This is a genomic window from Micromonospora sp. NPDC049900, from assembly GCF_044461025.1.
Classification (GTDB): Bacteria; Actinomycetota; Actinomycetes; order Mycobacteriales; family Micromonosporaceae; genus Micromonospora.
The window spans coordinates 35,931-48,900 of sequence record NZ_JBITKM010000020.1 but is presented as its reverse complement, the minus strand read 5'-3'; the positions used below and the strand labels follow the sequence as shown (position 1 = coordinate 48,900).

Sequence of the window (12,970 nt, the reverse complement as noted above, 5' to 3'; positions counted from 1 at the left end):
GTGCGGGGTCTGCCAGCACAGTACCCACGAGCAGACTGGACCTCGCCGCAGAGCGTGCGAGTATGGGCGGCGTGACCGCCGCCAATGCCGCTCCCATTGTGCTCGTCCTCGGTGACGAGGAGCTGCTCGCCACGCGTGCGGTGACCGAAACCGTCGCCGCCGCCCGCGCCGCCGACCCGGGTGCGGACGTGCGCGAGTACCAGGCGGGCCAGCTCACCGTGGGCGAGATCGACGAGATGCTGAGCCCGTCGCTGTTCGGTGGGCGACGCGTGCTGGTGCTGCGGTCCGGCCAGGACGCCCGCAAGGATCTGACCGCGGCCCTGCTGGCGTACGCGAAGAATCCCGACCCCGAGGTGCAACTCGTCGTCCAGCATCTCGGCGCTGCCAAGGGCAAGGCGTTCGCCGACGGGCTGAAGGCGGCCGGTGCGCAGGTGCTGCCCGCCACCAAGCTCAAGGGACACCGCGATCGGGTGGCCTTCGTGCGGGACGAGTTCCGGCGGGCGGGTGGGCGCTGCACCGACGACGCGGCCGAGGCGCTGATCGCGGCGGTCGGCAATGACCTGCGGGAACTCGCGGCAGCCTGCTCGCAGCTCATCGCCGACACGGACGGCAAGGTCGACGCCGACACCGTCTCCCGCTACTACCGTGGCCGGGTCGAGGTGAGCGGCTTCACCGTCGCCGACGCCACCATGGTCGGCGACCTGCCCGCCGCGCTGGAGGCGCTGCGCTGGGCCCTGCACGTCGGAGTCGACCCGGTGCCGATCGCGGACGCCCTCGCCGACGGGATCCGCACCGTGGCCCGGGTCGCCTCGGCCGGACGGGGTAGCCCGTTCCAGCTCGCCAGCAGTCTGGGCATGCCGCCGTGGAAGGTCGAAAGGGCCCAGCGGCAGGCCCGGGGCTGGACGCCGGACGCTCTGGTCGAGGCCATGCGGGCGGCGGCCGAGTGCAACGCGGCGGTGAAGGGCGGCTCCGACGACCGGGCGTACGCGCTGGAGAAGGCCGTCTTCTCGGTGGCCGCCGCGCGCCAGCAGGGCGGCGCCAGATGAGCGGAGCCCTCCGTGGCTCCTGGGCCACGATCCCGGCCGACGAGGAGCGGTACCGACCGCTCTACGCCCGGGTGCTCGGGCTGCGGGTCGTCAACCCGGGCGGGGTGCTCTGCTTCCTCTTCTTCGAGGGGGCGATCGCGTTGGCCGCCCTGCTCGTGCTCGCCGAGTTGGTGAAGTGGTGGGCGGTACTGGTGCTCCCGGCGGCGGTGGCCGTCATGGTCAAGCTCAACGACCTGGTGGCGGCCGTGGTGGTCCGCTCCGCGGCGGCCGTACCCGAGCAGGAACGCGACCGGTTCCGACGGCAGATGGCACCGGCGGTCGGGCGGGCCCGGGTCGACTGGCTGCCGCACACCGTGCCCGGCGTGGTGCTCCGGTCGGAGCCGCTGCCCACCGTCGACCCGTCGTCGGCGTCGCGGCCGTCCGGGCCGACCGCACCCACCCTGCGTCCGGCCCGCCCGGGCGACACGCAGACCACGCCACCCCCGGACGTGTCGAAGAAGGTGCCCGGACGCCGCCACCGCCCCGCCGAACCCGGCTCCTGAACCAAGCAGGGCCCTCATCGGGCGGGGACGTGCGGAAAGCCCCGAGGCAGTGCCCCGGGGCTCTCCGTCAGATCTGAGGTCGCTGACTCAGGCAGCGAGCGACGTGACGCGCTTGGCGATCGCCGACTTGCGGTTGGCGGCCTGGTTGGCGTGGATCACGCCCTTGCTGGCGGCCTTGTCCAGCTTGCGCGAGGCGTCCTGCATGAGGGTGGTGGCCTTCTCGACGTCACCGGCCTCAGCGGCCTCGTGGAACTTGCGGATGGCGGTCTTCAGCGACGACTTGACCGACTTGTTCCGCAGCCGGCGCTTCTCGTTCTGCCGGTTGCGCTTGATCTGGGACTTGATGTTCGCCACGCGACAGCCTCGTCTTGATAGCTCGGGTTGGTCAGCTTGTGCGCGCGACGAGCATGCGTCATCGCTGCGCGAAAAGCCAGGTTACCAGGTCGGTCGGCACGGGCCAAAACAGCCCTCGCGGGCAGGTGCCGTGCGACCGGGGTCGGTCAGGCCCAACCCTGCCGACGGGCCAGCCAGTCGAGCGCCTGTTCGCCGGTCCACCGCTGGTGCGTCGGCAGGTGGGCCGACGCGGTCGGCGGTGCCGCCGCAGCGGCGGTGAGGTGGTAGCCGGACAGGGCGGCCAGGGTCACGTCGAGCGCGTCGTCGGGTGCGTCGGCGACGGTCGGGTGGGCGGCGAAGAGGACGTCGACGTCGGGGCCGGAGGCGTACCCGGTGATCAGCAGGTTGACCAGGTCGAACCAGGCCGGGCCGTGGCACAGCCAGGTCCAGTCGCAGAACCAGGCGGTGCCGGTCGCGTCGATCAGGACGTTGTCCGCCCGCAGGTCACCGTGGGTCAGCGTGGTCGTGGCGGCGGCGTACCGGGGGAGCCGGGACTCCAGCGCGGCGAGGTCGGCGATCCGGCCACGCAGCGGTTCGGGCAGCGGCGGTACCGGTTCCCGCCCGGCGGCGACCTCGCCCCACCAGAGGATGTCGTCGCGGGCGAGGTCGGCGAGCCGGGGCAGCCCGAGGGCGAGCAGGTCGGGCGACGGGTCGGCGAGCGCGGCGGCGAGGTCGGCGTACCCGGCGAGGGTGTCGGCCAGTTCGACCGGGTCCCAGGGCAACTGGGGGAGGCGGCCGTGGATCGGTTCCAGACAGAGCGCGTACCAGTCGGCCTCGAACAGCGTCCAGCGCAGGCGCGGGGCGGGGAGACCGGCGGGCAGGCGGGCGAGGATGGCGGCCTCGCGGGCGTACCAGTCGACCAGGTGTGGTTGCTCGACGCGGGACGCGGCCTTGACGAAGGCGCTGCCGCCGTCGCCGGTGCGCAGCACCGCGGCGAAGCCCCGGGTGAAACCGGCACCGGCGGTCTCGGCGGCGACGACCGGAGCGCCGAGCCGCTCCGACAGTGCGGCGCGGACCGCCTCCGGCAGCGTGTGCCACGGCGGGCGTTGGGCGGTCGCGTGGTACGGCACGGGCGGCGGGGCCGGGTTGCTCACCCGACCATGCTGCCCGGTCCGGCCCCGTCGTCGTGCTCCGCGCGCCGCAGACCCCTGTCCCAGGGGTCTGCCAGACTGCCGGGTCATGAGGACCGACGACTTCTGGCAGCTGATCGACCGGGCCCGCGCCGGTGGCGGGGCGGCGGACGCCGTCGCCGTCCGCGCCGTCGCGCTGCTCGCCGCCCGCGACCCGGAGGAGATCGTCGGGTACGCGCAGCACCAGCGGCGGGTGCTCGCCGCCTCCCACCGGGTCGACCTGTGGGGCGCCGCGTACCTGATGAACTACGGTGCCTCGGACGACGGCTTCGAGTATTTCCGGGGCTGGCTGATGACGCGGGGCCGGGAGGTCTTCGCCCGCGCGGTCGCCGACCCGGACTCGCTGGCCGAGTTGCCGGAGGTCCGGGCGGCCGCACTCAGCGGCGAGGAGTTCCAGTGCGAGGACATGCTCGCTGTGCCGTGGGACGCGTACCGCAAGGCGACCGCGTCCGATCTGCCGGTGGTGCGTGAGGCGGCGCGGACGCCGGACCTGAACGACATGTGGGACTTCGACGACTCCGACGAGGCCCGGCGGCGGCTGCCCCGGCTGGCCGCCCTCTTCGTCGAGCCGCCGCCGGAGTGAGTCCGGGTTCGCCCGCGCGGCGGTCGTCCGCCGGGGACGTGGGAGCATAGAGGGGGCCGGCGGTGCCGGCCCGCTCACGTCAGCCGACCAGAACGGACCGCTGTGCCACCGACGCTCGATCCCGGCGCGAACGCTCCTGGTGCCACCGACCCGGCGCGGATCAGGAACTTCTGCATCATCGCCCACATCGACCACGGAAAGTCGACCCTGGCCGACCGGATGTTGCAGCTCACCGGTGTGGTCGACCCACGGCAGATGCGCGCGCAGTACCTCGACCGGATGGACATCGAGCGCGAACGCGGCATCACCATCAAGAGCCAGGCCGTCCGCATGCCGTGGACCATCCGCGAGGGCGAGCGGTCCGGCGAACAGGCCGTGCTCAACATGATCGACACCCCGGGCCACGTGGACTTCACCTACGAGGTGTCCCGCTCGCTGGCCGCCTGCGAGGGTGCGATCCTGCTGGTCGACGCCGCGCAGGGCATCGAGGCGCAGACGCTGGCCAACCTCTACCTGGCGCTTGAGAACGATCTGCACATCATTCCGGTGCTCAACAAGATCGACCTCCCGGCCGCGCAGCCGGAGAAGTACGCCGAGGAGTTGGCGCACCTGATCGGTGGCGACCCGGCGGACTGCATCAAGGTCTCCGGCAAGACCGGTGAGGGCGTGCCGCACCTGCTCGACGAGATCGTCCGGCAGTTCGTGCCGCCGGTCGGCGACGCGGAGGCCCCGGCCCGTGCGATGATCTTCGACTCGGTGTACGACGTCTACCGGGGCGTGGTCACCTACGTCCGGGTGGTGGATGGGCGGATCAGTGCCCGGGACCGGATCAAGATGATGTCCACCGGCGCCGTCCACGAGTTGCTGGAGATCGGCGTCATCTCGCCGGAGATGGTGAAGTCCGAGGCGCTCGGGGTCGGCGAGGTCGGCTACCTGATCACCGGTGTGAAGGACGTCCGGCAGTCCCGGGTCGGTGACACGGTCACCATCAACGGCCGGCCGGCGGACGAGCCGCTCGGCGGCTACAAGGACCCGAAGCCGATGGTCTACTCCGGCCTGTACCCGATCGACGGGTCGGACTACCCGGCGCTGCGGGACGCGCTGGACAAACTCAAGCTCAACGACGCCGCCCTCACCTACGAGCCGGAGACCTCCGGCGCGCTCGGCTTCGGGTTCCGCTGCGGCTTCCTCGGCCTGCTGCACCTGGAGATCATCGGGGAGCGGTTGGAGCGGGAGTTCAACCTGGACCTGATCTCGACCGCGCCGAACGTGGTCTACCGGGCCATCCAGGAGGACGGCGCGGAGATCATCGTCACCAACCCGAGCGAGTACCCGACCGGCAAGATCGCCGAGGTGTACGAGCCGACGGTGCGGGCCAGCGTGCTGACCCCGAACGACTACGTCGGTGCCGTGATGGAGTTGTGCCAGGGCCGCCGGGGCAGCCTGCTCGGCATGGAGTACCTCTCCGCCGACCGGGTGGAACTGCGCTACACGCTGCCGCTGGCCGAGATCATCTTCGACTTCTTCGACCAGCTCAAGAGCCGGACCAAGGGCTACGCCTCGTTGGACTACGAGCCCACCGACGAGCAGGCGTCCGACCTGGTGAAGGTCGACATCCTGCTGCACGGCGAGCCGGTGGACGCGTTCAGCGCGATCGTGCACAAGGACAAGGCGTACGCGTACGGGACCACGATCGCCGCGAAGCTGCGCAACCTGATCCCGCGCCAGCAGTTCGAGGTGCCGATCCAGGCCGCCATCGGCAGCCGGGTGATCGCCCGGGAGACCATCCGGGCGATCCGCAAGGACGTGCTCGCCAAGTGCTACGGCGGTGACATCAGCCGTAAGCGCAAGCTGCTGGAGAAGCAGAAGGAGGGCAAGAAGCGGATGAAGATGGTGGGCCGGGTCGAGGTCCCCCAGGAGGCCTTCATCGCGGCGCTCTCCTCCGACTCCGGCGACGGCAAGCAGGCGGGCAAGAAGTAGTCGGCGACGGGTGCCGGGCCGGTGGGTCCGGCACCCGGCCACGACGTGCGCGAATGGTGGCCGCATCGACCGGCGACATGACCGGCACGTCGGCCGGTGGTACTCCGATCGGTTTGGGAATTCGGCGTCGAGGGAACTGACTCGCCCGACAGAAAACCCCGCCGAATGACATCTTCTGCTGAGGAGGCCACCATGGAGCTCACCGTCTGGGGCATCATCACCGCACTGTTCGTGGGTCTGATCATCGGCGCGCTGGGCCGCCTCGTGGTCCCGGGCCGGCAGGACATGCCGATCTGGCTGCACATGGTCATCGGTGTCGGCGCCGCGCTGCTCGGCACTGTTCTGGCCCGTGCCGCGGGCATCGCCACGGTGACCGCCGGCATCGACTGGGCCGAGCTCCTGGTGCAGGTCGCGCTGGCTGCGATCGCCGTGGCCGTGGTGGCCGGGGTGGGCGGCCGTCGCCGTGGTGTGACCCACCGGTAACCCCCATACGCCTTCGCGGGCGCCCGGCCGTCGGCCGGGCGCCCGCTGGCGTATGGGGTAAGGAGGGGGCCCTTTCTATACACGAGGCGTTAGCAGGGGGCCCTTCCTTACCTCTCGGCACCTGCGCCGGCTGTGGCCGGGGCCGCGGTCCGCGCTGGCGGCGTCCGGCGGATCGCCCTTCCCGAGCTGCGTGAACGCACTTCTGGGTGATCTCGTGCCGTCTGGGGGCGGAACTTCGGTTTGGGGTTCGGTGGGGTCGGGAAATAGCTCTGTCGACGACAGAAAAACCACGAAAACCGTGGGAAGTCTTTTGTAAAGGAGAACGACCATGGAGCTCACCGTCTGGGGCATCATCACCGCGCTGATCGTCGGTCTGATCATCGGCGCGCTGGGGCGCCTGGTGGTGCCGGGCCGGCAGCCGATGCCGATCTGGCTGCACATGGTGATCGGCGTCGGCGCCGCTCTGCTCGGTACGGTCATCGCCCGCGCTTCGGGCTTCGCCGAGACCGCCGGCATCGACTGGCGGGAGCTCATGCTCCAGGTCCTGCTGGCCGCCGTCGCGGTGGCGCTGGTCTCCGGGGTGGGTCGCAGCCGCCGGGGTGTCACCCGGTAACAGCCGAGTCTCGAAAGGCGCCCGACCGTCGAGGTCGGGCGCCTTTCGTCGTCGTACGTCCCAATTTGCCGGTGGTGTGCCCCGTCCGCGCCGCTACGTCCTGCGATACCGTCGGGCCCGCCCACTGTCGTAAAGGAAATCTTCGTACTAGGGTGCGACGCAGAAGGTTAATGCCAGGCGGGAGGGGAGTCGCGTGAACAGGTGGAAACGGCTGGTCCCGGTCACCGCCGTGGTGGCCACGACCGCGATGGTGCTGGCCGGCTGCGGTGGCTCCGGGGACGACGCGGCCGACACCAGCAAGCTGACGGTCTGGATGATGGGCGAGGGCAGCGAGGCGCAGACCGCCTTCCTGGACGCGGTGGAGACCGAGTTCCGCACCAAACACCCCGACACCGACGTGGTCGTGCAGTACGTTCCCTGGCTGGAGGCGCCCAAGAAGTTCCAGGCCGCGCTCGCCGGGGGCGAAGGCCCCGACATCACCGAGCTGGGCAACACCGAGACGCAGGGTTGGGCGGCGCAGGAGGCACTCGCCGACGTGACCGACCGGATGAACGGCTGGGCCGAGGGCAAGGACATCCTGCCCGACCTGGTGCGCAACGCCCAGCTCGACGGACGGCAGTACGGCGTGCCCTGGTACGCCGGTGTCCGGGGCATCTACTACCGCACCGACTGGTTCGCCGAGGCCGGCGTGCAACCGCCGAAGACCTGGGACGAGCTGGTGGCGGCGGCCAAGGCGGTGCAGGCCGTCAAGCCCGACAACTACGGCATCGCCCTGCCCGGCAACTCCGAGCTGCCGTTCTACTCGTTCCTCTGGGGAGCCGGCGGTGAGATCGCCACCCAGGAGGGCGACACCTGGACCTCCGGCCTGACCTCGCCGCAGGCGCAGCAGGCGGTGAAGTTCTGGACCGAGCTGGTGACCGTGCACAAGGTCGCCCCGCCAGCCGCCGCCGGGTGGAACGAGATCGACGCGCGGACCCAGTTCGCCACCGGCAAGGCGGCGATGGCCTTCGCCGGGAGCTGGCAGCAGGGCGCAATCGCCAAGGACAACCCGGAGATCGAGAAGGTCTGGGGCACCTTCCCCATCCCGAGCCCTGACGGTCGGCCCGCGCCCGCCTTCGCTGGTGGCTCCGACCTCGCGGTCTGGCAGGACAGCCAGCGTCAGGACCTCGCCTGGGACTACCTCACCGCCCTGCTGAACAAGAAGAACGCCCAGGAGTTCGCGGACAGCCTCGGGTTCTTCCCGGTCTACTCCGACCTGGTGAGCGGCGACCGGTACGCGAATGACAAGATCATGGCGGCGTTCGCGACCACGATGCAGAACACCAAGCTCACGCCGCTCACCCCCAGGTGGGTCGAGGTCAGCCGGACCAAGACGGTGACCCAGGCGATGAACAGCTCGGTCATGAAGGGTCAGAAGACGGTCGAACAGGCCACCGCCGAAGCGGCCGCGGAGATGGAAAGCATCCTCAACGCCAAGTGACCACGCTGACCGAGATGCCGGAGGCCGCCGCCGCACGGGAGACCCCCGTGCGGCGGCGCCGCCGGGTGGACCGCCTGCCGTACCTCCTGCTGCTGCCCTGCCTGGTGATCATCGGCGTGCTGCTGCTCTGGCCGCTCGGCCAGGTGGTGGTGATGTCCTTCCACCGGCTGGACAACGTCCGTCAGTTGCGCGGGGACCGGGACTGGCCCTGGATCGGGCTGGGCAACTACACCCAGATCCTGAGCGATCCGTTCTTCTGGACCGTGCTGCGCAACACGGTGCTGTTCGCCGCGGCCAACGTGGCGCTGACGATGGTCCTCGGCACCCTGGTCGGGCTGCTGCTCAACCGGTTGGGCCGGCGGATGGCGGCGTTCGTGGCCAGTTGCGTGATGCTCGCCTGGGCCACCCCCGCGCTGACCGGCACCATCGTCTGGAAATGGATCTTCAACGACACCAGTGGACTGGTCACCTGGGCCTTCAACGCGTTGCCGGACGGGCTCTCGCAGGCGTTGTTCGGCCGCACCGACTGGACCGGGTACGGCTGGTTCAACTCCCCGCTGCTGTTCTTCGCGATCCTCACGCTGGTGGTGGTCTGGCACTCCTTCCCGTTCGTGGCGGTCAGCGTGCTGGCCGGACTCAAGAGCGTCCCGAGTGAGCTGCACGAGGCGGCCCGGGTCGACGGCGCCGGGCCGTGGCGGGTGTTCTGGCAGGTCACCGTGCCGTTGCTCCGACCGGTCTTCGGCATCCTGGTGGTGCTCTCCACGATCTGGGACTTCAAGGTCTTCACCCAGTACTACGTGCTCGCCGGGGGCACCCAGGACCGGCCCACCTTCATGCTCTCCGTCTACTCGTACGCCGAGGCGTTCTCACCCCCGCCCAAGTACGGTCTCGGCGCGGCGGTCGCGGTGATCCTCACGCTGATCCTGCTGGTCGTCACCGGGGTGTACGTGCGGATGGTGCTCAAGCAGGAGGAGGAGGCGTGACGGCCGACACGGCACCAGCCACCGGAGGTGCCCCGCGGGGCGCCGAGGCGCGTACCCCCGCGCGCCGGAGGGGGAGCGGTGGGCGGCGTGGCCGTACCGTCCGGCGGATCGCCCTCAACGGGGCCGGCCTGCTGGTGGCGATCTTCGCCGCCTTCCCGGTCTACTGGATGATCACCACCTCGCTCAAGCCGAGCAGTGAGATCTTCGCCAGCACGCCGCGCCCGCTGCCGACCGAGCCGACGCTTGAGCACTACCGCCAGATCCTCACCGGGAACCTGATCCCCGGCGTCAGCTACCTCGACTTCTTCCTCAACAGCCTGCTGGTCGCGGTGACCACGGTGGTGCTGAGCGGCCTGGTGGCCCTGCTCGCCGCCACCGCCGTGGCCCGCTTCCGCTTCACCCTGCGGACCAGCTTCCTGATCATGCTGCTGGTGGTGCAGATGATCCCGCTGGAGGCGCTGGTCATCCCGCTGTTCCTGATGATCCAGCGGCTCGGGCTCTACAACACCCTGCCCAGCCTGATCCTCACCTATCTCGGCTTCTCGCTGCCGTTCGCGGTCTGGATGCTGCGCGGCTTCGTCGCCGCCGTACCCAAGGAACTGGAGGAGGCCGCGGCCATCGACGGCGCCAACCGGGCGCAGATCTTCCGCCGGATCCTGTTCCCGCTGGTGGCACCGGGCCTGGTCGCGACCAGCATCTTCTCCTTCATCGTCGCGTGGAACGAGCTGATCTTCGCGCTGACCTTCATCAACCGGCAGGACCGCTACACGCTGCCGGTGGCGATGACCTTCTTCTTCGGGCGCGACGAGACCGCCTGGGGGCCGGTGATGGCCGCCTCCACACTGTTCACCCTGCCGGTGATCATCTTCTTCCTGCTGGTGCAGCGGCGGATGGTCTCCGGCCTGGTGGCCGGCGCGGTCAAGGGGTGAGGCGGCCGTAGGCTGGCCGGCATGACGGGGAAACTGATCTCGGTGAACCTCGCGGTGATCACCGAGGCGGCGTGGGCCGGTGACGCCAGCGGACGCAGCGGCATCGACAAGCGGCCGACCGACGGGCGGGTGACGGTACGCGCCGACGAGGTGGTCGGTGACTTCATCGGCGAACGGGCCCACCACGGCGGCCCCGACCAGGCGGTGTACGCGTACGCCACGGAGGACGCGCAGTGGTGGGCGACGGAACTGGGACGGGACGTGCCGCCGGGACACCTCGGCGAGAACCTGAGCACGCTCGGGGTGGACGTTACCGGTGCGGTGATCGGGGAGCGGTGGGCGATCGGGTCCGCGCTGTTGCAGGTGACCAAGCCCCGTACGCCCTGCCGGACGTTCGCCGGGTTCTGGGGCGTGCCGGATCTGATCAAGCGGTTCACCGTGCGCGCGGCGCCCGGGGCGTACCTGCGGGTGCTGCGGGACGGGACGGTGGGCGCCGGCGATGCGGTCGAGGTCGTGCACCGGCCGACGCACGGGGTGACCATCGGTGAGGTGTTCCGGGCGCTGAGCCTGGAGCCCGCGCTGCTGCCCCGGCTGCTGGCCGCCGACGACCTGCCCGAGCCGACCCGCGCCAAGGTGCACCGGCGGCTGCGTACGCGCACCGGCTGAGCGTCGCCCGATGCGCGTCGGGCGGTTGCGCCGCGCGGCCGGGTGGCTGCCGTGTGCGCCGTGGGTGCTGCTGGATGTAAGGAAGGGTCCCCTGCTATGCACGAGGCGTTAGCAGGGGACCCTTCCTTACATCAGGTCAGCGGAGCCAGGGGATGTTGCGGTTGAGCTGGCCGCGCTCCTTGAGCTCCTTGCGCAGCGGGATCTCGTCGTCGATGTAGCCGTCCCAGTTGATGCCCCAGTAGTTCGCGGTGTGGGTGCCCTCACCGCAGAGCTGGCGCTGCACCGGCGTGCGGTTGTTCCACCACTCGCCGTCCTTGTCGATGTGCAGCTCGTCCAGCGGGCGGATCCACCGGTAGGTGTAGCCCACGAAGAGCATCTTGCGGGTGATCGTCGACAGGTTCGTCGACCGCGAGTGCCACTGGCGGCGGTCGAAGATGAACGCGTCACCCGGCTTGGCGGTGATCTCGACGGTCCCCTCCGGGTCCGGGTTGTGCACCGAGGTGTCCGCCGGACGGGGCAGCGAGTTCCACAGGTGGCTGCCCGGGATCACCTTGGTCGCGCCGCGACCGGTCTCCGACAGGTCGGAGAGCACGTAGGCGACCTTCAGCGAGAACATCGGCCGGGGCAGGTTCGGGTCCATCGTCTCCGGGTCGGAGTTCTGCCGGTACCCGTCCTGGTGCCACCCCCAGTACGGCTTCTCCGGCTCCAACGCCGGCGGGGTGACGTCGAGGTGGTTGTGGTGCGAGTAGATGTTCCACCCGGCCAGACCCCACATGTACGGGAAGGCGATCGGGTGGGTGAGCAGCTCACCGAAGAGCTCGTCGCGCTCGAGGAAGCCGAGCAGGTGCAGGGTGCCGTCCTTGGTGGTCTTGCCCTTGGCCTTCTCCTCCTCGTACACCCGGTCGACCGCGGCCTCCAGAGCGGCCCGGTGGTCCTCGGTCAGGACGTTGCGCAGCAGGAGAAAGCCCTGCTCGTGGAACTCCTTGCGATCGACGTCGCTGATCGGTTCGTAGCCGGTCCGGTCGCCGTAGTCGAATGCCACGTCGTACCCCTCCCCAAGAGGTGAAACCAATTTCGGGCACAGGCCGCCGATCGTAACTCTCGCCGACACGCCCCGGGGAGTGCCCCGGGGCCTTCTCCCCGTCATCGCGACCCAGGGCGGCGGATCAATCACGGTTGGTCACGGTCGGGCGCGTCCGACGGGGGATAAGGGCGGATAGCCGGTTTTCGCGGTGACTGCGGGTAAGGAGATCGAGGGCTTTCAGACGTCGGCGTGGACCTCGGCGAAGACCTGCGAGTCGCTGCGGTCCTGCTCCGACAGCCGCTTCCAGGTGCCGCGCTTGGCGGTCCACTCCCGGCCGTCGAAGGTCACCCGCTTCACCCCGTGCTCCTTGGCGTGCGACACCATCCAGTGCGCGTACCGCCAGCCGGCGCGCTCGCCGTCGGCCGACGTGGTCAGCCCGGCGGGGCTCTCCACGAAGTCGCTCAGCCCCCAGTCGAGCGTCAGCCCCTCGGCCAACTTCGCGATCGCCGCCGCGCCGCGCAGCACCGGATCGCCCCCGACCGTGCAGGTGACGGCCGTGGTGGCGTTGCCGAGCAGCGCCCGGGTCAGCACCTCCGACTCGTCGGCCCACTTCTCGTACGCCTCCGGGAAGGCGGAGCGCTGCACCTTCTGGGCGGCGTCGGTGACCCGCATGTCCTCCCAGCCGCGCACCTTCTTCAGCGCCGCGTAGAACTTCCGGGACGCGTACCGGGGGTCGCTGATCTGCTCCGGTGTGCCCCAACCCTGGCTCGGACGCTGCTGGAACAGCCCCACCGAGTCGCGGTCACCGCCGGCCAGGTTGCGCAGCCCGGACTCCTGGTACGCGGTGGCCAGCGCCACCACCACCGCCCGCTCCGGCATCCTGCGCTGGGCGCCGATGGCCGCGATCGTCGCCGCGTTGGCCATCTGCTGCGAGTCCAGCGTCACCTCACCGTCGGCCTGCACCGTGCACGCCCGACTGGCGAACGGCAGCCGCAACTGCTCACCGACCTGCCGCAGGCCGAGGACGATCCCGATCACGGCGATCAGCACGAGGACCACGAAACCCGTCACGACTGCCCGAGCCCGCACCCACACCTCCCGTTATCAAGGTCCGCCAA

Annotated in this window: 14 protein-coding genes; 10 read left to right on the top strand and 4 right to left on the bottom strand. The window is 70.3% G+C overall.

Features of this window, described 5'->3' with window-relative positions; translation table 11 throughout:
* Positions 1–62 precede the first annotated feature (62 nt).
* Together holA and ACIBMZ_RS27760 are read left to right on the top strand one after the other, a co-directional pair.
* Positions 63–1,046: a DNA polymerase III subunit delta gene (gene holA, locus ACIBMZ_RS27765; protein WP_396698794.1), complete on the top strand. Its 984-nt coding sequence runs from the start codon at positions 63–65 to the stop codon at positions 1,044–1,046.
* The gene (locus tag ACIBMZ_RS27760; RefSeq protein ID WP_396698792.1) at positions 1,043–1,588 is read left to right on the top strand and encodes a hypothetical protein; all 546 of its coding nucleotides are present in this window, start codon (positions 1,043–1,045) and stop codon (positions 1,586–1,588) included. Before holA ends, ACIBMZ_RS27760 begins: the two co-directional genes overlap by 4 nt.
* Before the next feature lie 87 nt (positions 1,589–1,675).
* On the opposite strand, the gene rpsT is transcribed toward ACIBMZ_RS27760, so the two are convergent.
* Entirely contained in the window at positions 1,676–1,942 is a 267-nt protein-coding gene (gene rpsT / locus ACIBMZ_RS27755) for a 30S ribosomal protein S20 (protein WP_117229515.1), read from the bottom strand.
* A gap of 146 nt (positions 1,943–2,088) precedes the next feature.
* On the bottom strand, positions 2,089–3,075 hold the full coding sequence (locus tag ACIBMZ_RS27750; protein WP_396698790.1) for a phosphotransferase: 987 nt from the start codon (positions 3,073–3,075) through the stop codon (positions 2,089–2,091).
* 85 nt (positions 3,076–3,160) lie between these two features.
* Here ACIBMZ_RS27750 and ACIBMZ_RS27745 point away from each other — a divergent pair, with 85 nt between their 5' ends.
* The 8 genes from ACIBMZ_RS27745 (at position 3,161) to ACIBMZ_RS27710 (ending at position 10,828) form a co-directional block, all read left to right on the top strand.
* Positions 3,161–3,694, top strand: a complete 534-nt coding sequence (locus ACIBMZ_RS27745) for a DUF4240 domain-containing protein (RefSeq protein ID WP_396698788.1) — start codon at positions 3,161–3,163, stop codon at positions 3,692–3,694.
* Positions 3,695–3,796: 102 nt separating this feature from the next.
* The gene (gene lepA, locus ACIBMZ_RS27740) at positions 3,797–5,674 is read left to right on the top strand and encodes a translation elongation factor 4 (RefSeq protein ID WP_396698786.1); all 1,878 of its coding nucleotides are present in this window, start codon (positions 3,797–3,799) and stop codon (positions 5,672–5,674) included.
* Between the two features lie 192 nt (positions 5,675–5,866).
* Positions 5,867–6,157, top strand: a complete 291-nt coding sequence (locus ACIBMZ_RS27735; protein ID WP_350699747.1) for a GlsB/YeaQ/YmgE family stress response membrane protein — start codon at positions 5,867–5,869, stop codon at positions 6,155–6,157.
* Between the two features lie 328 nt (positions 6,158–6,485).
* On the top strand, positions 6,486–6,770 hold the full coding sequence (locus ACIBMZ_RS27730) for a GlsB/YeaQ/YmgE family stress response membrane protein (protein WP_396698784.1): 285 nt from the start codon (positions 6,486–6,488) through the stop codon (positions 6,768–6,770).
* A gap of 193 nt (positions 6,771–6,963) precedes the next feature.
* Complete coding sequence (locus ACIBMZ_RS27725; protein WP_396698782.1) at positions 6,964–8,250, top strand: sugar ABC transporter substrate-binding protein; 1,287 nt, start codon at positions 6,964–6,966, stop codon at positions 8,248–8,250.
* Complete coding sequence (locus ACIBMZ_RS27720; RefSeq protein ID WP_396698780.1) at positions 8,247–9,233, top strand: carbohydrate ABC transporter permease; 987 nt, start codon at positions 8,247–8,249, stop codon at positions 9,231–9,233. Before ACIBMZ_RS27725 ends, ACIBMZ_RS27720 begins: the two co-directional genes overlap by 4 nt.
* A 107-nt stretch (positions 9,234–9,340) precedes the next feature.
* On the top strand, positions 9,341–10,162 hold the full coding sequence (locus ACIBMZ_RS27715) for a carbohydrate ABC transporter permease (protein WP_396698842.1): 822 nt from the start codon (positions 9,341–9,343) through the stop codon (positions 10,160–10,162).
* A 21-nt stretch (positions 10,163–10,183) separates the two neighbouring features.
* On the top strand, positions 10,184–10,828 hold the full coding sequence (locus tag ACIBMZ_RS27710) for an MOSC domain-containing protein (protein ID WP_396698778.1): 645 nt from the start codon (positions 10,184–10,186) through the stop codon (positions 10,826–10,828).
* Positions 10,829–10,964: 136 nt separating this feature from the next.
* Here the strand turns inward: ACIBMZ_RS27710 and ACIBMZ_RS27705 are convergent, their stop codons facing one another.
* Complete coding sequence (locus ACIBMZ_RS27705; protein ID WP_396698776.1) at positions 10,965–11,870, bottom strand: phytanoyl-CoA dioxygenase family protein; 906 nt, start codon at positions 11,868–11,870, stop codon at positions 10,965–10,967.
* Positions 11,871–12,089: 219 nt separating this feature from the next.
* Positions 12,090–12,947, bottom strand: coding sequence for a hypothetical protein (locus ACIBMZ_RS27700; protein WP_396698774.1), 858 nt, complete (start codon positions 12,945–12,947; stop codon positions 12,090–12,092).
* Positions 12,948–12,970: the final 23 nt, after the last annotated feature.